The sequence below is a fragment of the Corynebacterium poyangense genome, assembly GCF_014522205.1.
In the GTDB taxonomy this organism is placed as follows: Bacteria; Actinomycetota; Actinomycetes; order Mycobacteriales; family Mycobacteriaceae; genus Corynebacterium; species Corynebacterium poyangense.
On sequence record NZ_CP046884.1, the window covers coordinates 2,174,333 to 2,198,627 of the forward strand.

General features: G+C 51.3%; 27 protein-coding genes, 1 tRNA gene and 1 pseudogene. 12 read left to right on the forward strand and 17 right to left on the reverse strand.

Going from position 1 to position 24,295, the window contains the following annotated elements; translation table 11 throughout:
• Positions 1-8: 8 nt before the first annotated feature.
• Both GP475_RS10305 and GP475_RS10310 read right to left on the reverse strand, forming a co-directional pair.
• A complete protein-coding gene (locus GP475_RS10305; protein WP_187974284.1) occupies positions 9-755 on the reverse strand; it encodes a response regulator transcription factor in 747 nt (248 codons plus the stop codon).
• Positions 756-856: 101 nt separating this feature from the next.
• A complete protein-coding gene (locus GP475_RS10310; protein WP_187974285.1) occupies positions 857-2,593 on the reverse strand; it encodes a pyruvate dehydrogenase in 1,737 nt (578 codons plus the stop codon).
• A 176-nt stretch (positions 2,594-2,769) separates the two neighbouring features.
• Here GP475_RS10310 and GP475_RS10315 point away from each other — a divergent pair, with 176 nt between their 5' ends.
• The 4 genes from GP475_RS10315 to GP475_RS10330 all read left to right on the forward strand — a co-directional run bounded on the left by GP475_RS10315 (position 2,770) and on the right by GP475_RS10330 (position 6,683).
• Complete coding sequence (locus GP475_RS10315; protein WP_187974286.1) at positions 2,770-4,251, forward strand: MFS transporter; 1,482 nt, start codon at positions 2,770-2,772, stop codon at positions 4,249-4,251.
• Positions 4,221-4,772: a TetR/AcrR family transcriptional regulator gene (locus tag GP475_RS10320; RefSeq protein ID WP_187974287.1), complete on the forward strand. Its 552-nt coding sequence runs from the start codon at positions 4,221-4,223 to the stop codon at positions 4,770-4,772. The genes GP475_RS10315 and GP475_RS10320 overlap by 31 nt, the downstream gene beginning before the upstream one ends.
• A gap of 49 nt (positions 4,773-4,821) precedes the next feature.
• Positions 4,822-6,144: an MFS transporter gene (locus tag GP475_RS10325; RefSeq protein WP_187974288.1), complete on the forward strand. Its 1,323-nt coding sequence runs from the start codon at positions 4,822-4,824 to the stop codon at positions 6,142-6,144.
• Between the two features lie 146 nt (positions 6,145-6,290).
• Entirely contained in the window at positions 6,291-6,683 is a 393-nt protein-coding gene (locus GP475_RS10330) for a hypothetical protein (RefSeq protein WP_187974289.1), read from the forward strand.
• A 45-nt stretch (positions 6,684-6,728) separates the two neighbouring features.
• Here the strand turns inward: GP475_RS10330 and GP475_RS10335 are convergent, their stop codons facing one another.
• The 5 genes from GP475_RS10335 to GP475_RS10355 form a co-directional block, all read right to left on the reverse strand.
• Positions 6,729-6,953, reverse strand: coding sequence for a helix-turn-helix transcriptional regulator (locus tag GP475_RS10335; protein ID WP_187974290.1), 225 nt, complete (start codon positions 6,951-6,953; stop codon positions 6,729-6,731).
• A 3-nt stretch (positions 6,954-6,956) separates the two neighbouring features.
• Complete coding sequence (locus tag GP475_RS10340) at positions 6,957-7,787, reverse strand: ABC transporter permease (protein WP_187974291.1); 831 nt, start codon at positions 7,785-7,787, stop codon at positions 6,957-6,959.
• Positions 7,787-8,650, reverse strand: a complete 864-nt coding sequence (locus tag GP475_RS10345; protein WP_187974292.1) for an ABC transporter ATP-binding protein — start codon at positions 8,648-8,650, stop codon at positions 7,787-7,789. Before GP475_RS10345 ends, GP475_RS10340 begins: the two co-directional genes overlap by 1 nt.
• Before the next feature lie 132 nt (positions 8,651-8,782).
• Positions 8,783-9,007: a hypothetical protein gene (locus tag GP475_RS10350; RefSeq protein ID WP_187974293.1), complete on the reverse strand. Its 225-nt coding sequence runs from the start codon at positions 9,005-9,007 to the stop codon at positions 8,783-8,785.
• A 448-nt stretch (positions 9,008-9,455) separates the two neighbouring features.
• Positions 9,456-9,776, reverse strand: coding sequence for a hypothetical protein (locus GP475_RS10355; protein WP_187974294.1), 321 nt, complete (start codon positions 9,774-9,776; stop codon positions 9,456-9,458).
• Between the two features lie 655 nt (positions 9,777-10,431).
• On the opposite strand from GP475_RS10355, the gene GP475_RS12680 reads away from it, so the two are divergent.
• The gene (locus tag GP475_RS12680; protein ID WP_394367435.1) at positions 10,432-10,509 is read left to right on the forward strand and encodes a hypothetical protein; all 78 of its coding nucleotides are present in this window, start codon (positions 10,432-10,434) and stop codon (positions 10,507-10,509) included.
• A gap of 8 nt (positions 10,510-10,517) precedes the next feature.
• Here GP475_RS12680 and GP475_RS10360 read toward each other — a convergent pair whose 3' ends face one another.
• The gene (locus tag GP475_RS10360) at positions 10,518-10,691 is read right to left on the reverse strand and encodes a hypothetical protein (RefSeq protein WP_187974295.1); all 174 of its coding nucleotides are present in this window, start codon (positions 10,689-10,691) and stop codon (positions 10,518-10,520) included.
• A 9-nt stretch (positions 10,692-10,700) separates the two neighbouring features.
• Complete coding sequence (locus GP475_RS10365; RefSeq protein ID WP_187974296.1) at positions 10,701-11,228, reverse strand: hypothetical protein; 528 nt, start codon at positions 11,226-11,228, stop codon at positions 10,701-10,703.
• Between the two features lie 179 nt (positions 11,229-11,407).
• Here GP475_RS10365 and GP475_RS10370 point away from each other — a divergent pair, with 179 nt between their 5' ends.
• The gene (locus tag GP475_RS10370) at positions 11,408-11,632 is read left to right on the forward strand and encodes a hypothetical protein (RefSeq protein WP_187974297.1); all 225 of its coding nucleotides are present in this window, start codon (positions 11,408-11,410) and stop codon (positions 11,630-11,632) included.
• Between the two features lie 1,082 nt (positions 11,633-12,714).
• Here GP475_RS10370 and GP475_RS10375 read toward each other — a convergent pair.
• From GP475_RS10375 to GP475_RS10405, 7 genes are all read right to left on the reverse strand, one after another.
• Positions 12,715-13,110 (reverse strand): hypothetical protein, encoded by a 396-nt coding sequence (locus tag GP475_RS10375; protein WP_187974298.1) that lies wholly within the window; start codon positions 13,108-13,110, stop codon positions 12,715-12,717.
• Positions 13,111-13,544: 434 nt separating this feature from the next.
• Positions 13,545-13,781 carry a hypothetical protein gene (locus GP475_RS10380; protein WP_187974299.1) on the reverse strand — a complete coding sequence of 79 codons (237 nt, stop codon included), beginning with the start codon at positions 13,779-13,781 and terminating at the stop codon, positions 13,545-13,547.
• The gene (locus tag GP475_RS10385) at positions 13,774-14,244 is read right to left on the reverse strand and encodes a lactococcin 972 family bacteriocin (RefSeq protein WP_187974300.1); all 471 of its coding nucleotides are present in this window, start codon (positions 14,242-14,244) and stop codon (positions 13,774-13,776) included. The genes GP475_RS10380 and GP475_RS10385 overlap by 8 nt, the downstream gene beginning before the upstream one ends.
• Before the next feature lie 698 nt (positions 14,245-14,942).
• Positions 14,943-15,326, reverse strand: coding sequence for a hypothetical protein (locus GP475_RS10390; RefSeq protein ID WP_187974301.1), 384 nt, complete (start codon positions 15,324-15,326; stop codon positions 14,943-14,945).
• A gap of 319 nt (positions 15,327-15,645) precedes the next feature.
• On the reverse strand, positions 15,646-16,746 hold the full coding sequence (locus GP475_RS10395) for an MFS transporter (protein WP_262485264.1): 1,101 nt from the start codon (positions 16,744-16,746) through the stop codon (positions 15,646-15,648).
• A 345-nt stretch (positions 16,747-17,091) separates the two neighbouring features.
• Complete coding sequence (locus tag GP475_RS10400; protein WP_223144655.1) at positions 17,092-17,385, reverse strand: putative toxin-antitoxin system toxin component, PIN family; 294 nt, start codon at positions 17,383-17,385, stop codon at positions 17,092-17,094.
• A 2-nt stretch (positions 17,386-17,387) separates the two neighbouring features.
• Positions 17,388-17,684, reverse strand: coding sequence for a type II toxin-antitoxin system RelB/DinJ family antitoxin (locus GP475_RS10405; RefSeq protein ID WP_187974303.1), 297 nt, complete (start codon positions 17,682-17,684; stop codon positions 17,388-17,390).
• Between the two features lie 272 nt (positions 17,685-17,956).
• On the opposite strand from GP475_RS10405, the gene GP475_RS10410 reads away from it, so the two are divergent.
• The 5 genes and pseudogenes from GP475_RS10410 (at position 17,957) to GP475_RS10425 (ending at position 22,468) form a co-directional block, all read left to right on the forward strand.
• On the forward strand, positions 17,957-18,238 hold the full coding sequence (locus GP475_RS10410) for a type IIL restriction-modification enzyme MmeI (RefSeq protein WP_187974304.1): 282 nt from the start codon (positions 17,957-17,959) through the stop codon (positions 18,236-18,238).
• 12 nt (positions 18,239-18,250) lie between these two features.
• Positions 18,251-19,542, forward strand: a pseudogene (locus tag GP475_RS12380) (DNA methyltransferase); the annotation flags it as partial.
• Positions 19,522-19,905 (forward strand): type IIL restriction-modification enzyme MmeI, encoded by a 384-nt coding sequence (locus GP475_RS12385; protein ID WP_316932491.1) that lies wholly within the window; start codon positions 19,522-19,524, stop codon positions 19,903-19,905. The pseudogene GP475_RS12380 and the gene GP475_RS12385, both read left to right, overlap by 21 nt.
• 498 nt (positions 19,906-20,403) lie before the next feature.
• Entirely contained in the window at positions 20,404-21,492 is a 1,089-nt protein-coding gene (locus GP475_RS10420) for an Abi family protein (RefSeq protein ID WP_187974305.1), read from the forward strand.
• 175 nt (positions 21,493-21,667) lie between these two features.
• Complete coding sequence (locus GP475_RS10425; protein WP_187974306.1) at positions 21,668-22,468, forward strand: TIGR02391 family protein; 801 nt, start codon at positions 21,668-21,670, stop codon at positions 22,466-22,468.
• 73 nt (positions 22,469-22,541) lie between these two features.
• Here the strand turns inward: GP475_RS10425 and GP475_RS10430 are convergent.
• A tRNA-Thr gene (locus GP475_RS10430) sits at positions 22,542-22,614 on the reverse strand.
• Positions 22,615-22,785: 171 nt separating this feature from the next.
• On the opposite strand from GP475_RS10430, the gene thrE reads away from it, so the two are divergent.
• The gene (gene thrE / locus GP475_RS10435; protein WP_187975912.1) at positions 22,786-24,249 is read left to right on the forward strand and encodes a threonine/serine exporter ThrE; all 1,464 of its coding nucleotides are present in this window, start codon (positions 22,786-22,788) and stop codon (positions 24,247-24,249) included.
• The last annotated feature ends 46 nt before the right edge of the window (positions 24,250-24,295 follow it).

The window sequence follows — 24,295 nt, forward strand, 5'->3', positions numbered from 1 at the left end:
TTCTACCCCTAGCCGCGCGGGGTCCTTAGTACGTAGCCCACACCTCGAACAGTGTGGATAAGCGGAACATCCCCGGTATCTATTTTTCGGCGAAGATAAGAAATGTAGGATTCTACGACGTTACCGTCACCGCCGAAGTCATAGTGCCAAACATTATCCAGGATTTTCGCTTTACTGAGCACCACCTCGGAGTTCATCATCAGATAGCGCAGCAAATTAAATTCAGTCGGTGACAGTTCCACGAACTCCCCGGCTTTCGTCACCTCGTGGGTTTCATCATTCAGCGTCAAGTCTGCATAGCTCAGAGTGGCATCTTCGGTGGTATCTTCTCCTCCTCTTCCTCCGCGTCTGAGGATCACGCGCAACCGGGTAATGACTTCCTCGAGGGAAAAAGGTTTTGTGACATAATCATCGGCGCCGATGGTTAGGCCGTGGATTCGGTGCTCTACGGCGTCCTTGGCGGTGAGGAAAAGAACTGGGGCGTCAATCCCCTCTTCCCGTAATCGGGTTAACACATCAAACCCATCCATCTTGGGCATCATGACGTCAAGGATGATGGCGTCTGGGTGCTGTTCTCTAGCTAGACGGAGTGCGGCTGACCCATCGAGCGCGGTGATGACGTCGAACCCCTGAAACTTCAAGCTCACTTGCAGAAGTTCGACGATATTTTGCTCATCATCAACAACCAAAACCCTAGTTTTTGGGGCAGACGCGCCCGAAGCGGGAGGAACAGAACCATGGTGCGAGGCATTCATATCCCCTATTGTCCATGGCGAGATCCACGTGTGCTGCGGGAAGGCTGTGAAAGTCCTGGAAATCCAGGAAAGACCCATCTTATCCGTGGATTTCCAGGCACTTATGGGCGCGGAATGTTACGAAGATTACTCGTAGCCATATCGAACATGTGGCCAACTCCACCGCCAAAGACCGTTCGGGTAGCTGCCTTCGAAAATCCCATGAGCTGAGCAAAGGTGATGTTCGGCGGAATACTCAAGGCATTAGGGTCAGTGACGACATCGACGAGCACCGGACCAGGGTAGGCCAGGGCTTCTTGAAGAATGTCCGAAGCGGTGGCCGGATCTTCAATGCGGAAAGCCTTGATTCCGGCTCCCTCGGCAATGCGGGCATAGTTGACATGCTCATGGTCTGTTTCAAACTCAGGAATCCCTTGCACCAGCATTTCCAGCTTCACCATGCCGAGTGAAGAGTTATTAAAGACCACGCATTTAAGGGGTAGTTGATGCAGCTTCATGGTGAGTAGTTCACCCATGAGCATGCTTAAGCCACCATCACCCGAAAAGCTGATGACTTGTCGGTCCGGTGCTGCGGCTTGGGCGCCAAGAGCGTGCGGCAAAGCATTGGCCATGGTGCCGTGGCGGAAAGAACCAAGTTGTTCCCGCTTACCATTAGGGGTGATGTAGCGTGCACCCCAGACATTGCACATGCCGGTATCGACGGTGAAGATTGCGTCATCATTGGCTAGTTCATCAATGAGATTGGCAATGAACTCCGGGTGAATGGGCGTGTGCTTCTCCACATCGTGGGTGTAGGCCTCCACCACGGTGCTGAGCTTGTCATGATGGCGCTTCAGCATCCGGTCTAAGAAACTACGATCCTGCTTTTCCTCAACATGCGGGAGAATAGTTTTGATCGTGGCAGCAACATCACCAATAACCGGGTAACGCACAGTGGTGCGTCGCCCAATGTGCGAGCCGTCAATATCTACCTGGGCGACGTTCTTCGTGGGTAAGAAATCGCTATAAGGAAAGTCGGTGCCTAAGAGAATGAGGAGGTCAGCATCATTGCTGGCTTCATGGCAGGAACCATATCCCAACAGGCCAGACATTCCCACGTCGAAGGGATTGTCATATTGGATATACATCTTCCCGCCCAAGGCGTGCCCAATGGGAGACTTGATTTTTTCAGCAAGCTCCAGAACCTCCTCGCGGGCATCACGCACCCCAGCGCCGCAAAATAGCGTGACGGAGCGAGCTTCATTGATGGCTTTAGCCAGGCTCGCTGCTTGGCGCGGGTCCGGCAATACTGTGGGGGTTCCAGCGGCGATGGTGGATTCACTAAATGCAGTAGTTCCCACCTCTTCCTGGCTTACATCACCAGGAATCACCAAGACAGATACCCCTTTGCCCGCCATGGTGGATTGAATGGCGTGATGCAAGACGCGGTCACCTTGATCCGCGGAATTCACCATCTCGCAATAGCCGGAGCACTCCTGAAAGATTTTCTCCGGATGAGTTTCCTGGAAGAAGGTTGAACCAATCTGCATACCGGGAATGTGGCTAGCTAAAGCCAACACCTTGGCGCCATTCCGATGCGCATCATAAAGCCCCTGGATAAGGTGGGTGTTTCCAGGTCCGCACGAGGCCGCACACACAGCAAGATCACCGGTGACCAGAGAATCCGCGCCAGCGGCGAAAGCTGCGGCTTCTTCATTGCGGACGTGGATCCACTTAATCTGCGAGTGCCGGACAGCATCAGAAATAGGGTTCAGCGAATCTCCGACGAGGCCATAGATGCGTCGAACCCCTTGCTTTTCCAAGGTCTCAACGAGCCGTTGGGCAAAGTTTTTTGCCATAGACAACGATCTCCTTTCATAAAAATCTTCTTCTATGTTGCTCCTCTTAAGGCCCCGACGCTACCTTTCGCCTCTCCTCGTGCCCGGAAACACACCCCGAACTGGGAGGTTAGGTAGCTCTCACTAGGCGGATTCCGCTTTGTAACTGTAACGACTGTTCGGTACAGTTTCAGGTCATGGGATCCGACACAACCAACACCCAACGCTGGCTATTTTTAGCCATCATTTCGGTGGGTCTTTTCCTGGTAGGAGCCGATAACTCCATCCTCTACACCGCCCTGCCCACCCTGGAACGCGAACTGTCCGCCACAGCCCTCGAAGGGCTCTGGATGATTAACGCCTACCCCCTGGTGCTGTGCGGACTCCTCCTCGGCACCGGCACTCTCGGTGACCGAATTGGGCACCGCCTCATGTTTCTTATCGGCGTTCTGGTTTTTGGCCTAGCATCCTTCTTCGCCGCCTTCGCCAGCAACGCTTGGCTTCTCATCGCCGCCCGCGCATGCCTCGGCGTCGGAGCCGCCACCATGATGCCCGCTTCCCTAGCCCTCATCCAGATCACCTTCCTTAATGAACAACAACGCAACACCGCCATCGGTATATGGGGATCAGTCGGTGCCGTTGGCGCAGCAACCGGCCCGCTCCTCGGTGGACTCCTCCTTCAGAACTTCTGGTGGGGCTCCGTATTCCTCATCAACGTGCCCGTCGCCATCGGGGTCTTCTTTGCCACCATCGCCATTGCCCCAGCAAACGTCGCCAACCCCTCCCGTCACTGGGACCTCCCATCCTCCCTCTACGCCATGCTGGCGATGGTCGGCGCCGTCATGCTCATCAAAGAAACCGCGCACAACCACCGTCAGCTCTGGGTCATAGTTGTCTCCCTTCTAGCCACCATCCTGGGGGGCTGGGCTTTTAGTAGCCGCCAAAAGAAACTCACCACTCCCTTGCTGAGCCTAGATATTTTCCGAAACCGAATGTTCAGTGGCGGGGTGCTCACCGCCGGAGCCGCAATGTTTTGCCTCTCGGGAATTGAGCTCACTACTACCCAGCGGTTCCAACTCATCGGCGGCTACACCCCCTTGGAAGCTGGTCTTCTGGTAGCGCTAGTGGCATTGTCCTGTGTCCCAGCCTCCGTCCTTGGCGGTGCTAACCTCCACCGAATAGGTTTTCTCCCCCTCATCTCAGGTGGTTTCGTTCTCCTAGCTAGCGGCCTAGGGCTCGCCCTATGGGCTTTTCAAGATAATCACCAATTCTGGTTTTTTCTCGCTCTCGTGGCAGTGGGTCTGGGAGCCGGATCAGTCATGTCGGTATCTTCCACCGCCATCATTGGCTCCGCTTCGCCCTCCAAAGCCGGGATGGCCTCTGCCGTTGAAGCTGTCTCCTATGAATTCGGCACCCTCCTAGCTGTCGCTATCCTGGGATCGTTGACTCCACTCTTCTACCGGCTCTTTGCTCCCCCGGAGCTTTCTGAACCCTATGCCAGCGACCCTCGATCCGCTGCCGCCTATGACACCGGTTATTTTGTCATCATCGCTCTCGTGATTATCGTGGCGCTCATCGCAGCAATCATCACGGCATGGTGTTTTCGCACTAACCCCAAGCGAGCCTATGTGCCGGAAGGAGTCCTTTTATGCGACGCAGCAAGCGGGAAAAAATTCTAGAGTCGGCGGTCAAGATCATTGAGGAATCCGGACCTGATGCCGTTACCTACGAGGCATTGGCTCAAGCCTCGGGGCTTTCTAAATCCGGTTTAATTTATCACTTCCCCTCTCGTGATGACCTCATGTTGGCCATTCACGAACACCTAGCTCAAGCCTGGGAACAAGAGCTCCTAGCAACCGCCGGGGTGAGTGACGTAGCCGAACTCTCCGAGGCTCAACGCCTCAAAGCTGCGGTGATCTGCTTTAGCACCGCAGCCAGTTTGCCGGAGTTACTCCTACAAATAGAAGCCGCCCGGAATCCTCGGGCTGCAGCCGTATGGAACGCGGTAGATCAACGCTGGCTCCCCTCCCCGGAATCTATCCAAGACAGCGCCACAAAAAAGGCCGCCTACCTAGTAAAACTCATAGCCGATGGGCTTTTTCTCCACGACTACGTCCACTTCACCCCGCTCAGTTCCGAACAGCGCTCCATCCTTACCGAAGCCGCCTTAAAACTCATCCCCCCGGACCCTCAAGACTAAAAACACCGTCTCCCTGCGCTGAAAATTTCCCTTAGCTAAGCTTCAATTCATGGAAAACTCGCAACGCACTGATCGCCTCACCATCTTCTCCTGGGGTTTATGGGACTGGGGATCAGCTGCTTTCAACGCCGTACTCGTCACCTTTATTTTTGCGGTGTACCTCACAGACTCAGTCGGGATAGGCATCCCCGGCAGTATTTCCCCCACTCAATGGTACGGCGTTGCCATGGCGATCTCCGGGGTTGCCATCGCAGTAGTAGCCCCGGTCATGGGGTTAAGAACTGACCATCACGGCACCCGACGTCGAGCTGTAGCCGTATGGTCACTGGTCACCGTGGTATTAATGGCCTCGCTGGTTCTGGTCTCTAATAGTGATTCTCGCTGGTTTTGGTACGGAATCACCATTATGGCTATAGCTTCAGTCACCTTCCAATTTGCCGAAGTTAATTACTACGCCATGTTGCGCCAAGTATCACACCCCGATAATGTCGGGAAAGTTTCTGGTTTCGGCTGGTCCATGGGCTATTTCGGCGGAATTGTATTACTTCTTTTTTGCTTCCTAGGTTTTATTAACGGCGGTTCTCACGACGGCGTTGCGGGTCTTTTCAATATCACCAAAGAAGACGGCTGGAATATTCGTTGGGTAGCTATTACCGCCGCCGCCTGGTTTTTCATTTTCGGCCTTCCGGTTGTGTTCCGAGTCCCAGAAATCCCGCCCCAAGGAAGCGCCCCAGGCGGTTTCCGTTCTTCCTACGCTCGGCTCTGGCGGGATCTCCAAGACCTGTGGCACGCTGACCGCCATTCCATCTACTTCCTTATGTCATCAGCCATCTTCCGCGACGGCCTAGCCGGGGTTTTCACCTTCGGCGCGGTGATAGCCGTCAGCGTCTACGGGCTTTCTTCTAGCGAGGTTCTCCTCTTCGGCGTAGCCGCTAACGTTGTCAGTGCTCTTGGGGCGCTCTTCGGTGGGCTATTAGATGACAAGCTCGGCCCAAAGCCTGTAATCCTGGTTTCTCTCCTCGCAATGATCCTGGTGTGTGCCGTTCTCTTCTTCGTCACCGGGCCCCTCATGTTCTGGGTCTTCGGGCTTATTCTGTGCGCCTTTGTGGGTCCTGCCCAATCAGCCTCCAGAACCTTCCTGTCCCGGATTACCCCTCCAGGCCATGACGGCCAAATGTTCGGGCTCTATGCCACCACGGGGCGTGCCGTCAGCTGGATTGCCCCGGCCATGTTCTTCCTCGCTGCGCTTATTGGCGGGGGTGATCGGGCCGGGATCATCGGGATCATGCTGGTCTTAGCGGTGGGAGCCGGGTTGCTATTCCGCGTTCGCCGTCCCGGTCACCATTCCACCTCTCCCTTTGTTGCTTCCTAAGGTCACCATCATCGAGCTTCGACATAGGAAACCTTTTTCAAGGATGGTTTGATAGGCTAGCCGTCTTCGCAAGCTCCCAGTTCGTTGCTTCGGCGTTGATCACTCTCCCGTACGTGCCTCAGGGGAGATCTTGCTTCCCCAGAAGAATGGCTAGCGAAGATCCCCAGGAACCACCCACCCTGCTCATTGCCGAAGGCGTGATGATGTATCTTGAGGCGCAGACTGTAGCTCGGCTTCTTTCCGCTCTAAGGGCTCACTTTTCTGCCGCGGAGTTCTGCGCCGACAGCTATGACTCCACCATGCTCAAGAACCGCGAACACTACCACAAGTTCATCAAAGAAACTACGGGCGCTGAATATGTTTTTGCCACCAACGGTGCTGAAGGAATAGCCGCACTATCCCCGGGATGGTCCCCCGTCGAAACTATCGACGTCATGTCACCCATCGGGAGGATTTTTCAGGCCGCCTCCAAAACTCACCAGCTGTGTTACCACGGCCGGCTACCTTATTATCTGGCGTACATCACCTCAACCACGTAGGTTTTTCTGGATTCGCGCCCCGGAGAGCGCATCCAGGTTCCCGGCCTAGAATAACGACGGGAACTCTTCTAGCGAAAAAATGCTTTCCACCGGAACTGAGAAGAACGCCGCTATCTTTAAGGCTAGGTGCAGGCTAGGAGAATATTCTCCGCGTTCTAAATATCCGATGGTTTGATAGTGGACACCTAAGGCTTCGGACAGCTCGCGTCGGCTAATTCCCCGATCAACTCGGAGAACCGCAAGCCGGTTATATACCTTGTCTTCTGCCATCGTTTATAGTCCTGAGTAAGAACGAGCTGCTGCCTGCATTTTCTGGAGATTTCCCAGCGATTCTTTGCGGAAGGTCCGACGAATGACCGCAGGAACCACCGCAAAACCAATGATCGCCCATGCCAGCATAATGCCGATACCCAGGAACGGGTGGAATTGCCCGCCTGGTTCCGCGATTGCCGAATCAAAAACTGCCCATCGAGCCAGGTGACCACCCCAAAATATCGGGAAGCAGTAGTGAAGCAGCTGGAGCCATCGGGGCAGAAGGGTGAGGGGGAAGAAGGTTCCCGCTGTCGCGATGAGGGCAGTAGTAAAACCAAGGATAAGGATTTGGCTAATGGTTCCACGGAGGAAAGTAGCAAATAGGAAGCCGAGTGGTGCAAGGCTGAGCAATATTAACAGCATAAGTAATAGGAGGACCAAGAAACTGACTACTGAAAGGTGCAATTCCGGGAAGAAAAGAAGACCTAGGATTATGCAGAAGAATTGCATAATAAAAACTAGCGTAACTGTGTACAGACTCTTTCCCAGCGTCCAGACTAAGGGGCCGTGAGGCAGAAGACGCACTCGGACCAGGGCTCCGCTGATACGGTCCACATAGGTTTCACTGGATATTTGGGCAATAATAAAACCGCCCATACCCACAGCCGAAGATATCATCGCCCAGGCTCGGATGGATACCCCGCCGGCCTCCCCATTAGGATCATTGCCGAGGACATAAAGAATCCCTACGATAGCTAAAACAGGAATGAGAATTCCGAGGATGCCGAATCCAAAAATGTTGGGCCTAAGATCCCCGATGGTTTGGCGCCATGCAGCGTAAATAATTTTCATTAGCGAGATTCCTCCCTCATGATATTTAGATAAGCACTCTCCAACGAGGTTCTATTTATCGACAATTCAGTGATTTCCTCTTGCATCAGCCTTCGAACAAACTCTTCCGGATTCTGTGAGACATGAACCTGGCGCGTCCCGTTTGTATCGGTCCACATGATTTCAGCCCCAGAATTAAATCTCCTTCTTAACTCCGGAACAGTTCCATCGGCAATGATCTTTCCTCGGGACATAATGAGTAGCCGATCAGCCAAGTGCTCAGCTTCAGCTAGATCATGAGTAGTCATGAGGATCGACGCACTTTTGTCGGTATGCTCAAGGATTAAGTCATGAAGGCGAGACTTTGCTTGTGGATCCAATCCCGTCGATGGCTCATCTAGCAGCAATAATTGAGGATAAGCCATAGTGGCCGCAGCGAAGTCAACAATTCGCCGTTGCCCCCCAGATAGTTGAGAGAGTCGTGTTGTGCTTTTCTCTACTAACCCCACCCGATTCAACGCGTCCCTTACAGTCATGACACGGTCCGTTGCCGTGCATAGTTGGGCCCGGATCCATTCGAGATGATCTTTTACCCGCCATTTGTTGTGATCCGACCAGTTCTGCTGAACCAATCCCACTTGCGCCCAAAACCGGGACGGAGCTTTCCGCGGATCACAGCCCAACAACTCTACGGAACCCTCATTTTTAGGCAAGATACCCAGAAGGCTTTCTATCAAGGTCGTTTTCCCTACCCCATTTGGCCCCAATAAACACACCACTTCCCCAGGCCACAACTCTAAATCCACTCCATCAAGAACAACGTGGCTCCCAAAAGAGAATCGAAGGCCCTCCACCCTTATTGAAGGTTTAAGCTTCGTTGACATTATCACTCCAACTTTTTGTAGTAGTTCTACTACATTTATAGCATAGTTACTACAGAAATGAATGACAGCACTAACGAAATGACAAACTCCCCTGGTCAAGAAGATGCCAGGGGAGGTTAAAAAGGTGGAGAATCAGCCTAAAACTAGGCGGGTGATGAAGAAAGAGACGACGCCAAGCAGAATCACCACGATGAGTAGAAGGACGATGATGACCGGAAGAGAACTACTAGAATTCTTCTGATTGTCCTGGTACTGCTCATCTTGCCAAGCGAATTGTTGCTGTTGAGCTTCCCACTGCCGTTGCTGTTGTTGTTCCCACGGCGTCGTGTTGTTCCCACGGCGTCGTGTTGTTCCCACGGCGTCGGAACATATTGTTGAGGCGCATTGTAGGTAGGCTGTGGACCAGGCTGCGGAGCACAGAAATTAGTCTCGTTGTTGTTCTCATCCCACGTATTAACTGCCCAATCCCGGTCTGGGAAGGCGCCCGGACGATGTCCAAACTCATCCTCAGGAAGGTTATTCCCTACCATTCCAATTCCTTTATCCTCAGCAATCTTCAGCACTTTTCAGCACAGCGCAGAAATCTTAACCCTTCCGTGCGGCAAGGCCACCCGTGTCAGAGTTGCAGACACCAAGATCAGCTATCTCAGCTATGGCGCGAAGTACTCTTTTTCAAGCAGATAGAATAGAGCTTCTTTTCTGCCGAGATAACCCCGACGGCAACCTGACAACCTTAGGTTTTAGTGAACCCCAATATTTTTTCCGCTTTCATCTAAACGGAATACGGATAATGCTCGGTTTTTTATCACCACCTACGGTGTCGTGAATACCTAGGGGAAATACTGGGCAGTAATTCCCAGGAGAAAAGACCTAAGAAAAGATAGGATGCCGCTGGGAATACTTGGACTATCACTAACAGTTCTTGTGTTCCGATGCGGTCGGCATACCACCCTAAAGCAAGGGAGGCGATAGCCCCTGAAACTACTCCGAATCCAACGCTCATCATTGCGCGGTCTGGTGACAGTGAGCTCATTTCACTAATGAGATATCCGATGCCTGCAGTGTGAAAGGAGGTAACGAGAGCACCGATGAGGGCGTTGCCTCGGATTAAAACTCCCAATTCCATCAAGGGGCTATGTGAGTTTCTGGATAGTTTCTACTGGGATGGCGGTGGGACGTCGCACCAATTTTTGACAGGTAGCAAGCATTACTGCCTGGGGAATCTCACCGGGTGCAGGTGCGCACATCAACCAAGACTAAGGTGCTTAGGTCATCTATATATGGGGGGTCAGTGCGATGTTCGCGAACAAGGAAACGGCACCCTTGCTCTCTGACACGAGGTTGTCCATGCCCATGCCACCGCCTACAACCTCGACCTAGAAAAAGAAAACCGTGTCCCGCTACCCACCAACGAGATCACCCACTTATCCCGCAGCATCGCAACATGGATCTGGAAACGCTTCAACCCAGAAACCTTTACCATGATCCAAACACGACGAAACCGTAAAGGCGCACGCAAAGGCGGAATAGCCAGCGGAAAAGCACGGAATGTACAGTGTCTACCTATCACAAAGGAAATACTCTCATGAGCAGTTCTACAGCTTTAACCCCAGACACACTTCAACGCTGGTCCGACGCCGGCCCGGTTTAACTGCCCGAGAAACAGCCAAAAAGGCAACCGCTCCGTAAGGACAGTTCAACGCTGGTCCTCTATCCCCGTGAAGAATGGTTAGCCCAGGCGCAAGAAAAAGCGCAGAGCCACAGAACTCCGCGCCAAAGGCATGACTATGAAAGCCATTGTTAACGAGACTGGGTATCCCCTCGGCACCGTCCACAGATACGTCCACATGGAGGAGTAACTGTTTATTTATCTTTTATATTGATAAATCAGTACAGATAAAGCACCAATTCCGATACCGGTAGAAATTGCTTGCGCACTATCATGATCCATAAAAAGCTTTAGTATAAAAAAGGATACTATATCCGATAGGGAACATAATAAAGCATAAAGAATTATCTTTCCTTTTTTATTTTCTTTCATAGCTACCTACTACCAGCACGTCACGAGGCCAGTTACGCCTCCACTTATAGCCCAATCCCAGCACCAGGAAGGCATCCAGCCCCCTCCAATTGCTCCTACAACGCAACCACTAAGAGCATTCCCCGCAGCGCTTTTACTAATGCATTTTGCGTAGTCCCCCCAGCCGCCAGGTAGAGCGATCCTCGGGTTTTCGAAGTGGATTAACGCTTGAGAATCTGAGACAACCTCGTAGTGAGCCCCAAGCTTTTGCCCGTTAGACGCTTGCATCCTCGATCCGAGGGTTTCTACAACCTCACCGTGTGAATTCACGACCTGAAGTTCTTTTCTCTCAGGTCTAAACGACGCATTCGAAAGCGTTATTTTAATCGCGTGATCCCCAACCGCTTCAGCATAATACCCACCATTACCTTGATCGTACGTCGCTGCTTGAGTTACTTCACTCTGAGTTGAATCTTCCGCCATTGCAGTGCCCATAGCACTAGACAAAATAAGCCCTGCAGCACCAAAGATGAGGAACGTTTTAGCTAATTTATTCACCACTTCCATTCCTTTCTATCGGGCGAATAAATGTTAATCAAGAGCTAACTACTAGTCTTTAAAAAGAACAATAGATTTTTAAAAAATTCCCCTTTTAGGATGTGAACAAACGACCCTATAGGGGTAGCTAAAAGTTACTCTAGGGGTAGACAAAAGATACCTTTTTAATCTTTCCCCAGATGTCTATTGACCTTGCATGTTCCGCGTGTCATGCTGAAGAATTTGGGGCATGGTTCATCTCGTCTCAACGCATGACTAAACCTATGGATCATGGAGCAGCACAGCCTGGCTTTCTTATCAAAGAAACTCTTCCCGCTTATCTCAATGAAGGTCTCACTACCCCTGACGGCCAAAAATGCACTGAAATACGGACTAGCCTCATTGATCGAAAGTGGCTTTGGTAGCGCAGAATTGAAAAAATGCTATGCATCGGTGGAAAATCCACCAACCGCGCCCACAACACCGTTTCAAGCGTCGTATCACCTCCCTGAGCGATTTTCCCGCCCATACGGGTTCTTGTTGGGCACCTCTATACCCGTGTCATCCCATATAACAACCTGAAAAGCAATATCAGCCCAGCAGTGAAGATAAATCCATCCTCTCCCAATACGCCTTTTGCGGACACCGTGCCGAGCAATTCACCCCAAGGACGCTTCCCCGTCGATGGTGCCAATGCCTGACCACACACCAAGGGCACTCTGAGTGAAGCACGGATCAGGTCTGCTAACGACATGCCAGGTAGAAAACAAGGTCACGGAAATGCGTCATGATAAAAGTGGTGAACCCCCTGGTATTTCCCTAGAACAAGCTAAGTATGCCTTAGTCCGTATCTAGCTCCCGATTGAGAGACTCGATAGGACTAGTCGTGCTACTGATTCAGAGGCTTGGGAGATTTCCTCGCTGGTTTGGTTAAGTTGGTTACCGGTGAGCTCGTAATTGTTCGTCAAAAGTGAGAACTCCGCAGCAGTAGAGGGCCTTACATTCTCGCGTCCGACTTCGAAGCCTTCCGGCTACTGAGCCTCGGCGAGCCAGAGCGTCGGTTCGACGTCACCTTTCCCTGGGCGAGTTTCCTGAATTCTCTGCCGGTAAGAATCGCGATCAGCTTCTTGCATGCGCGCACTCATCCATACACCGGTGATAGAAGGAAGTCCCTACAGCCGGTTTACGAATTGTTGCTAATGTCCGTCAAGCCACAGAGGGTCCTTCCTGGCTAGATACGGCGGATAATCCAGACTCCTGAACCGTTATTAAAGTCCTGTCAAAAAACAGGTTGCGGTCTAGCCCAGTACCCAGTATTTTGTTGCGCTCTTAGAAAATCAAGTCTATTTCAGCATTCACTTTCGACAAGAAAGATTTGAGTATTGCGCCCTGAAGCTTCAAGACTCGGCTCTACGAAGTGAAGCGGAGACATCATCGTAGCGAAAAACGAGAGGTTCTAATCCAAGGGGGATTATGCGCGTGGAGTTATTCCTATCATCAATAGGTATTAGCATGTTTCTACTCCATCGATGCGACCGATGTGAGGAGAGATATTTGTACGTGTTCCGGCTACCACTAGCTTGCAGCCTGAGTCCGGGGCAAATGCAAAAATTACCTTGACATGTATGTCCCAGTTGCAATGATTGTAGACCTGGACAAAGCCTTTTTCTGGTGTTGCATTGATGCAATCAGGTGCACGTTCGCCTGCGGATCTAAGTTGTACATGTGGACTAGGGGACTCTACCGATGAGATTTCACCATTTTCTTGTACGGTGATGACATCTTGACTGTTATGAACATCTGCGACAGCGGGTTCAGCTGCGGTGACAGGAGTGGATTGAGAAGCAGCTAAAAGAGTTGCGACACAGATTGCAGGGGCAAAATATTTTTGTACTGTGGACATGTTTTGACTCCTAACATCAATTAACTATCGATATACGACTGGCGACACATATTTATATGACATACATTGTATTCGGACATTGGTGTGCGTTTTTAAAATCAGAAATTTTTATAAAGCCTTTATATTTTGGTGGGTGCGGCGTTCTTGCCCCTTGATGATCGTGCCCGATGACCCCTGACACGTCCGCGTTCTGTCGCAGCCGCTTTTCCTACCGCCAGTGAAGCAAGAGCACCAATTGCCACCCCTGTTCCTCTATCCCTCGTGGAGAGTGGTTAGCCCAGGCGCAAGAAAAAGCGCAAAGTCAAAGAACTCCGCGCCACCACGAATATGAGCATCCGCACCATCCCTAAAGAAACAGGCTACTCGCCAGCATCAGCACAGCGATACGTCCACATGGAAGACTAAGAGCAAACCCATGTCACGACATACATAGCCTAATCACAATATTCCTTAGTCTGTTCTATTGCTTTATCAAGATCATCAACCATAAAACTATAGAAATAGCCTAGCGCATTTCCGAAATACATAGTACTAAGGAACTCATGCTCCCTTATTTCAGGACCGTCCACTTTTTCTATAGCATCTAGCGCTTCGATTGCCTCATTTAAGTGGAATCTCGCTTTCTCTAACAGTAAAAGCATGTCTTTTGGTTTCTGAGAAGGATTAGTCATCTGACCAAAACACCTGACATGACCCAGACAAAAGACCACCACGAACTGAGGCTTTAGCCCATCCACCTGCTCTTGAGGTGCTCTTGTTCGTATCTTCACCCATAGTCACTGAAGCTGTGTGTGATTTTGAGCTATGCATATAGTTTGAGAAACATTCTTTCCCCGTTCCCCCTATCGTGTGCCAACCATATGTCCAATCTCCCCCAGTCGGTGTTTTTTCATGATTAGTTCCAGGCAAATAGGGCACCTTTCGGACAGAAATACCATCAGATGACGAAGGATCCCCTAACGGGATAATTACATATCCAGATGTTGGTTTTCCATTTTCATCACGCGTAAGAACAATCGATTCCACCGGCAGTTCTTTTCCACTGCGTTCTTGCGCGGTCGCGACACCCATGGCTCCAGTCATGAGCAGTCCAGCGGTACTGAAGACAGCAAGTGGTTTCGCTAGCTTATTCACCACTTTCCTTTTCCTTTCCTGAAAGTGAATATGTACTACCTAGAACCTATGTCTCTCCCCTCCCGGAAACAAGGGCATGAGCAGGGTAAATAACGGTTATTCACCCCGGGTAGGGGTGAATTGACCTCCTATAGGTGTGACCAAAAGGAACCATTTTCCCAAAACCATTGACTATACATGTATCTGTGTGTCATGGTGAGGAGTTGGACTAAAAATATTCGCCCCATACGCTAAAAGACTCTTTCCCGCATCCATGAGGGACCTTTACCATCTGCCCCAACCTCTCGATCCTCACCAAGAAAACGCCCACAACACCCCCTTCACACGCCCCGTGGGTACTCACATCCAGCCCCACGTCGACCAGTTAAAACTCTGTGATTCACTCAAGGAGCATATAGTGTATCGAGATTGTCGCGTGACGTTTTAGGTGGGGAGAACGGGCAAACATGCCGAGGTGTGGTGTGAGGGCTAGAACAGTGATTGTTGTTCTTTGCGTGCCCAGTTATCTGGGTCGTTATCGTCTTCTTCGTCGTAGTCGAGGTACAGCTCTTGGACAGTTTCATCATCGTAGGGTTGGCCAGGAGTTTTTTTGAACCATCCGGATTTGGCGTGGAGTAATCATGGTGTTGTCCTTTCTTGTTCGGATTCACGGCTATGCAAGATTTCTCGTAACAGCTCATCAAACCATGAAGGCGGTGTCAGCCGGTTCCCTTGGCGGATAACCCCTGTGCAATAGCGTTAAGCTCCCCCATCATCACGTTGTGACGTTGGTGATAGTCCAACCGACTGATATCCACCCGCAACGCGTGCTGCCGGGCCACATCCAGGTTCCCTGAAGCCACCAACCGCACCCACGACACCGTTTCAAGCGTCGTATCACCTCCCTGAGCGGTTTTCCCGCACCCCCCTACGGCTTTTTCTTGTACCCCTAACCCTGTCTCCTCCCATCTAACAACCTGAAAAGCAATATCAGCCCGGCAGGGAAGATAATCCATCCGCGCCCGATACGCCTTTTGCCGACACCGTGCGAGCCATACACCTGAGGACGCTTCCCCGTCGATGGCATCAACGCCTGACCACACACCATAGGCACTCTGAGTGAAGCACGGGAAGGAGAGGCGGAGGAGCCCCAGAATGCGGGATTAAGGAGCATCCTGAGGGTACCCTGAAAGATCTTATTGAAGCATGGTGCGGGTTATCTTGCTGATAAGAACCACCCAGAGACTGGTAATCTCCAGTTCCCCAGCCCGAAGGATCTGATTAAGAATCCTTACTCTGAGTGCCTTGCGCATCCCCTCACTATAAAGTCCGACGTATCCAAGTGGCCGACATCACTCTCTCAGAAACAAGGACACCTTTTGATTGGCAAGTAAACAGAATAAATCTCTCGGTTGGAATCCATTAACTTTCAAAAACTCTGGAACCTATGAATTGCGCACAACCATTTCCTACTGATGAGGTTAAGGAGAAAACCGCAATAATGAGCGCGCGGTCTTTTTCTTCCCCTGCGGTGTATTGAATATTCCAGGCTACGATGGTCACGATTGTTTGGCTGAGATGCGCAATGCTAAACACCAGAATCATCAGAACAATAAAACTCCACACCCCAGCGAAGAATGATTGTGCCACAACCAGGAGCAATACACTACAGAGCCCTAGGATCATTGACATGGCAATTCTGCGCAGATCCCTAGTCCTCGTTAGAGTTACCTCCTCATCCCGGAGGAGTCGCTGAACAACAATGTTGATGGCAATACCAATGAGCGAGGAGATAAAGAGCAACCACGATAAATCCTCACCAGCCTTAGCCAGCACGTAGGGAACCATTGTCGGAGCGCTTGCTATCACGCTAAATGCCACTAAGAGCAACGCCCACATCCCCCATTCACGGGGAGCTAAAGTGCGCCAGAAACTGTGGGTGAGCTGTGGATGTGAATCATGGTTTTCACTGTGAGGCAAAGCTCTAGTGAAAAGAAAACACAGCAGATACCCCACTGCCCCGATGACAACAATGGTGCTTTTCATACCCCATCCCAGCTTTAAGGTCAGCGGGACAGCCAAGCCGCCACCAAGGACGACGCTCAGCGTGAAGGTCCTTAGCTGTGTTTTGAATTGGATCAGTTGATCTTTGGGCAAGTATCTGGGTGGAAGTGCTCCGCGTAATGGGGACACTAACCTGCCAAGGAAAAAGATGAAGGTTAAAACCGCTAGAACATGGAGCTCCTGGGAGGCTACGGCTAAAAGAACATAGGATCCTGCTTGAAAGATCTGCACTAGAGATAGTAGTTTTCTTATTCCCCAATGATCAGCCGCTTTCCCCATCGCCAGTGAGGCAAGAGCACCAATTGCCACCCCTGTTCCTACGCCCATCATCGCCTGGGAGGCAGAGACCACGCTAACTTCGGCAATCAAATATCCAATACCTGCCGTGAGCAGAGATGTAACAAACGCGTCTACAAGAACATTGGATTGGATAAGGGTTGCCGGGGTTCTTCCCTTCATAAGATTCACTGCAACACCCTCCTGCCCAATCTTTCCTTAACGTCACCACCGGATGTGCTGTGCATCATAACAGTTGTTAGGGGAAGAATTAGCTGCGTAATTCTTAAGCGGGTGAGAGTATTCATCTCTTGTAGGTTTTAAAGGATGGAAGTTGTGCACCGTGTTTGATGATGTAGTTTTAGGTTCGACTGAGAAAACTGCCTTGAAATAGTTCCACTACTTGTCGTCAGATACTAAAGAAGATTTATAAACTCTCTCGGCGAGAGAATAAATTCTTCTTGCGGGAAGTGCTTTAGATTTCCGGTTACTAAAAATTTCGGTTTATAAGGACAGGACAAGACGACTTCATAGAAAGGAAGGGTCTTTCATATCCTCAAGAACTACGTCGCTAGGATGCGGGTCTATACACAGGCCGACCTCACAAATCGCCTGTAAAAAAGTGTCGACAATAACCGGATCAAACTTGAACTTGGGTCGCAGCAGCACTTCTTGGTATTCGCGAAGCATGTCCTTGCTGAACACAGGAGTAACAGCACCATCAAATATAGCCTGAAGGACTTGAACGGTAGCCGCAGTGGAATTGGAGGAAAGCAAACCGGAGACCAAGACGTTGGTATCGATGACTGCGTAGCAATCCATCTTCAGACGCCCTGGCGTGTTTTTTGAATTTCTCGGTTAATCTCTTCCAGGGACATATCCGATAGCCCGTTTTGTGCTGCCTGCATCCGAAGTGCGTTAAAGGCAGTGCTACCTGATGTGCGGATGGCATCGTCTGTATTTTGTGCGGAGATTTCAAACGGAATCTTCCGCTCCCGAACTACCGCACGGGCAAACACATTAAAAGCGGTTGTTGCATTCATGCCGAACTCGCGACATAGCTCATCAAACTGGCGTTTAAGTTCCTCATCCATTCGAACACTAAACGTTGCTTGCCCCATACGAGCACCTCTTTTGTAGCTATTAAATCCTTCTACAACCTATTTGCAACCTATAAGAACCTAACTGGTTGCAGATAACGTTAATTCTAGCACCAACAGTCCACGAGAGTCGTAGACTGATTCCGAGGTGTAGTTACCACAGCGGATCACTCGATCGAGTGCCACACTTAGGATCTTCAAGCTTTCCCTTCGTTAGTGGTGATTATTCTCCGATAACTGCGAAATCCTCACTTTCCACCCTGGAGCTTAAGGAGCTTTTAGATGACTAGGTGATGCGGGAAACTAATTGGTCGCAAACTTCGCCCACTATTTTTGGTGGTGTCTTTGAGACCATCCTGAATCCTGAAACTCGCCGAAGCGGTGGGATGCACTACAGTTCCCCTGAGAACATTCACCGCGTCATTGATCCCCTCTTCCTTGACGATCTCACCGCTAAGCTCACTAAGATCCTTGATGACCACCAAGTGACCGAACGCACCAGACTGAAAAGGTTGCGTACCTTCCAGGAAAAGCTTAGTTCTCTGCACTTTTTTGACCCTGCCTGCGGTTCCTGAAACTTCCTCACTGAAACCTTTATTTGTTTGCGACGCCTAGAAAACCGAGTGCTCACTGAACTGCTGCGCGGCCAGTCCATGCTTGATTTTGTCGAGGTGGGAGAGTCTCCCGTTCAGGTATCACTTTCTCAATTCACCGGCATCGAGATCAATGACTTTGCGGTCCAGGTAGCAAAGACCGCCTTGTGGATCGCAGAGCTTCAGGCCAATATCACCTCGGAAGATATTGTGCGACGCGAGCTAGCAACCCTACCTCTCGCTGATGCAGCTACTATTGTTCGGGGTAATGCATTACAGACGGACTGGGAAGAAATTCTCCCAGCCAGCACGTGTGACTTCGTGATTGGAAACCCACCCTTTATCGGCTACTCCAACCACAGCTCCGAACAGAAGAAAGACTGTGCCGTCCTTTTTGGTAAGTCGGGCGGCGTGCTGGACTATGTGGCCGGGTGGTACAAGAAGTTCGCAGACTACGCCAAGAACAATCAGAAGGTGCGCTGCGCGTTGGTTTCTACTAACTCGATTTGCCAGGGTCAGCAGATTACACCACTATGGAAACCCATCCTGGAGGATGGCTACGCCATCGACTTTGCCCACCGCTCCTTTATTTGGAGCAATGACGCAAATGATCCCGCCCATGTCCACGTCGTCATCGTCGGTCTAAGCCACAAGTCGAATAAGCATCCCAAGACTTTGTTCTCCTACGATAGACGCGGAAAACTGGTGGAAACCACTCACCCTAAGCACATCAATGCGTACTTAGTCGATGCACCCGACGCATACATCGAACGTCGTGGTCAACCGTTGTGCGATGTGCCGCCAGTAAAAGCTGGAGGAAAGCCGACGGAAGGCGGGTTCCTGTTGTTTCGGCAGGGTGAGGCTGATGATTTGGTTTCTCAACAGCCGGATGCAAAGAATTGGATTCGCCCCTTCTCCATGGGCGCTGAATTCATCAATGGAAAGAAACGTTATTGTCTGAGGCTAGTTGACTGCCCACCGAGCACAATTAAGAAAATGCCACTGTCCGTGCGGTGCGGGATTTCCGCTTACTGTCTAAGAAAGCTGCGACCAGAAACAAAGCTGACGCTCCCTGGCTTTTCGGTGAAGTTCGCGATCCCGGCACTACCTACATCGGAATCCCGAAGGTGAGCTCTGAACGTCGCGCATATATCCCTGCCGGTTTTGTCACCAATGGCATGATCCCTGGGGATAAGCTTTACTTCATCCCTACCGATAACCTGTACATATTCGGGATCTTCATGTCGCGTTTCCATAATGCGTGGATGCGGGCAATAGCTGGACGGTTAAAGTCAGACTATAGCTACGCCAACACGATTGTGTACAACAATTTCATCTGGCCCGAACCTACTGATGAGCAGCGTCATCGTATTGAAAAGTGCGCCCAAGTGGTGCTTGATGCGCGCCAGCTCTACCAGTGTCCAGCGGGAGTACCGGATAACAATGACATCACCGCTGAACCCGCGGCTACCTTGGCTGATCTCTACGATCCGGATAACGATTTTCTCTATCCCGCACTCATACGGGCGCACCAGGAACTCGATACTGCAGTGGAAGAAGCCTACGGGGTGAGCTTTAATGACGATGAGCCAAAGATCGTCGCCCATCTCTTTAAGCCATATCAGCAACACACTACCTCGACCAAATAGATAGCCCTTCCCCTATCCCTTGCAGGTCAGACATAGAATAGTTCAATGGAAGTAAAGCCAGACAGGCCTACATCCCTCCCCTGTTTTTAGTCTCTTCGACCACTCTCACTGAGTAACCAAGAAGAAGTGGGTCTAGGGCTTGGCTGCCCCTTATATGGCACTTAATGCCGAAGACCCCACCCGTGCCTGTGGCCGGGAGACCACGCTCTTCTAGGAGAAAGGGTCGCGTCCGTTGCTTCCCTCGGTGCCTCAGTTCTCTCACGCAAGAAATCGAGGATGACTCTATACCAGGAACCACGCCTCTACTAGTTCAAACTCGGTGCGATTGCAGCTTAACATCGCAGTAACTATGCCATTGAACTGCACCTGACGTCCTCCACCATAAGTCCCTCACTACTGACTGAATCGATGAAGGGCTAAGTCAAAGCCCCGGACGCATTGATCATGTAGATCAAGAGGCGACACCGGGGCGTTCAACCGATATCGTACCATGAGTCCATGAATTACTCAAGTACCGCTGTGGCCAGGCACCTTTCTAACGCAAGGCTAGCACCCTATCTCCAACACACCGATGATGAACTGGACAAGGCCCTGGAACTCTACGTGTGGAGTACCCGTATGTCCATGTCAATGTTCGAGCTTATATCCCACCTCGAAATTATGCTAAGGAACGCGATAGATACGGCTTTGTCTAAAACGTTTCGAGACGAAGATTGCGGGATACCCTGGTTCCTCCGGAATCCACCCACGACACAGAATATGTCGGATGAAATAGATGATGTCAGAAACCGATTAAGAAAGTACGACAAGGATACCCGTCAACAAATTATCGCTGGCATGAACTTCGGGTTCTGGTCAGGAATGGTTGGAGCAAAACATGAAGATCTGTGGCGCTCTGCGCTCCATAAAGCATTTCCTGGATCTTCAGGAGACAGAAAAGACGTAATGAAAGAACTCGAATCACTCCGGAAGATACGCAACCGCATAGCTCACCACGATTCTATGCTTAACGTTGACGTTCCTTTCGAAATTCGCCGCATACACCGAGTTGCTGAGTTTCTCGGGGACGAGGCTAGCGCATGGCTTAAAAATGTGGATCAGACAATGAAGATATACAAGAAAAGACCCCAAACCCAGTTAGATACTGTTATTGTTCCCGCCGAACAGGCGTGGCAGTTTTACCAGTCCGCGTGCGCATATGTTTGCCAGCCGGGCCGCGCCTTTCGAGATGTCGAACGAATAGCTTTCTACAGCGACCAGGCAGTGCAGTCGGACGTGCCAAAGATAAGGCATCGCCGCGATAATGTGAAATGGACTAAACAAGAGGCCGACCGCCTGCAGCAGTCACAAAATAGGGAAGACCGACAGATTGCGAAGGTAATTCGAAAAAGCCACGAGATAGGATGGGCCGATTCTGGCGAATATCAGGTCTTTCTCTTGACTCGACCTGGCTCGCGCGATCATCGCAAACTATCAGGTTCTATTCCAAATCAGAATAAGGGGCGGGAGTCAGCTTTTACACACAAACAGCGTTATGTTTCTCTACACAAGCTAGAAACAGCGAGTAGCATTGAAGATATAGTTTGATTCACGCCAAGAAAACTAAAAGTGGCACACGATCGAGCATGGCACCCACTGAATTACTGCTAGTACAGATTGGGGTTTCGGAGAGCTTGGCCTAAGGTCCTGCGTCAAATGATAGACGTAAAGGGATCGTAAAAAGGTATTGTGGCGACCGCCTCTCCCACTCGAAACAAAACTGATGACAAAGAAAACTATTCCACCTTTCAAGCCTGGAACTATTGAACATGTTTGCCGCCTGATTGGCGACCTGTACACTGGGTCAGAATTGACCGGCATTATTGCTTCAATACCTCTCCGCGCCGATCTTGGCGAAGGATACACCAAGTGGCGGCGGTTAAACCACGCTGTCTTAATGAACCAGAAGACAACGCGCAACGGGAACGCACTTGTTGCCCTTATCCGAACAGCACTGGAGCCCGAGCGAACCCTCAGCCGTGCTAGTGACGCACAGACTACGCGCGACGAGGTAAACCAAGCACTGTCCCTGACAGGACTCAAGATTCGAGATGACGGGGTAGTCATTTCCACGGACAGGGCCCGGACCGTCAGTGAAGCCAAAGCACGCACCGAGCAACTTCGTCAAAAACTTATACGAAGAAGCACCCACCCCGACGTTCTCACCTACTGTCGACCAGAACTAGTTCAAAACGACTATTATGAAGCAGTCTTCGAATCAATTAAGGGGCTTGGCAGCAAACTTCGACAGTTGTCGGGTATCGACGAAGACGGTTCCAACCTGGTCGATGGTGCAATGTTAGGATCTTCTCCGCTAGTACGAATCAATTCACTGCAGACAAAGTCCCAACGAAGCGAGCAGGTTGGCGTAGCAAACCTGGTCAAAGGACTATTCAGTGCCTTTCGTAACCCAGCTGCCCACGAGCCCCGCATCGAATGGTCATTGTCGGAACAAGATGCCCTGGACGTACTAGGTACCCTTTCATTGATTCACCGCCGATTAGACGAAGCTGAAACTCTTTGAAGTTTTATGAGTAGCCGGTCAGGTCCAACACTCCGGTACAGCGGTGGGATTTCATGATGGAAAACGCTCCCAGAGCTGGAGATGGGACTTGAACCCACAACCTACGGTTTACAAGACCGTTGCGCTACCGATTGCGCCACTCCAGCACAGACCGTCCCTTGAGAAGGTCCAGCAAAGAACTTACCCGACGCTACCCACGGAAGTCCACACGGGTTAAAGTCTCGTTACGGGACTTTTCCTTTTTCTTCGTTGACCTGCACCAACCAGTAGAAAGAACGCGCAGCTTGTCTGGAATTTTTGGCGCCCTACGTTCCCTCATGCGGGGTCCCGGGCACGTCGCAACCATCGATGCCGCCAAGGCCGCTCCTCCGCCTTCTCCGCTGGCCCCTATCGACCTCACCGACAGCGCCCAGGTGGCCGGGGCAATGGATATCGCAGCGCGGATAGGTGAGTTACTTCTTGCTTCCGGGACGTCGAATAATGACACCAAAACGCAAATCCATGCGGTGTGTTCCGCCTATGGCCTCCACTACGTGCACGTAGATATCACCTTCAACACCATCACCATCTTCACGCACATCGGTATCCACCGCCGTCAACCTGTCACGGTTTTCCGAGTGGTCCGTGGCCTCACCACTGATTTTTCTAAACTCAGCGAGGTTGACCGCCTCATCAGATCTATCCAAGGTGGTGCCACTCCCCCGGAGGTCGCGGAAAAGATTCTCGATGAGCTTGATGCCAAGCCCGCCACCTATAAGCAATCCACCTCCATCCTGGGCTGGGGTGTCATGGGCGGCACGGTATCCGTCATGCTCGGCGGGGACTGGATCGTGGGGATCACTTCTTTTTTGGTCTCCATGCTCATCATGTCGGTGAACTATTGGTTAGACAGCAAGAAACTCCCCTATTTCTTCCAAAACGTCATCGGCGGTGTCCTCGCCACCTTGCCGGCAGCCGGAATGTACGCCTCCGTGGCGTACTTCGGCATTCACATTTCTCCTTCGCAGATTATTGCTTCCGGGATCATCGTCCTTCTTGCTGGTCTTACCCTGGTGCAATCTCTCCAAGACGGGATCACCGGTGCCCCAGTCACCGCCTCAGCCCGCTTCTTTGAAACCTTGCTGTATACCGGCGCCATCGTCGGCGGGGTGGGCCTTGGTATTCAACTTGCCGCCACCTTAGGTATGGGTCTTCCCGCCCTAGAATCCGTCGCCCCACCGAATTTCCAATCTGCTACGGTCCGGGTCATTTTCGGCGCCATCGCCACCGGCGGTTTTGCCCTAGCCTGCTACGCGGAGATGTCCTCGGTCTGGTTGTCTGCCCTCACCGCTGCGTCGGGATCAATTTTCTACTACTACGTTCTCATCCCCTTCGGAACGTCCGCAGTGACAGCCGCCGCCGTTGCCGCGGTCGTGATTGGCCTTGCCGGTGGTCTCTTGGCTCGTCGTTTCCAAATCCCCCCAGTCATTACAGCCATTGCCGGCATCACTCCGCTCCTCCCCGGTCTTTCGGTCTACCGCGGAATGTACGCCGCGCTCCACGAACAAATGCTAGTGGGATTTACTAACCTCGCGGTGGCCTTAGCTACCGCCTGTTCCTTAGCCGCGGGAGTGGTATTAGGTGAGTTTATTGCCCGACGTTTACGTCGCCCCCCGAAGATCCGCTCTTACCGGGCATACCAGGTTGCCCGTCGATACTCTTTTCAGCAAGCAGCCCGTGCTAAGCGCGCCCAGGCGCGTCTTACCGGGAGCAGGCGGAAAACAAAACGGGAGAATCCTTAAAACCCAGGCCTAGGACGGCATGTTTCAGCCCAGTGGAGTAGAATGG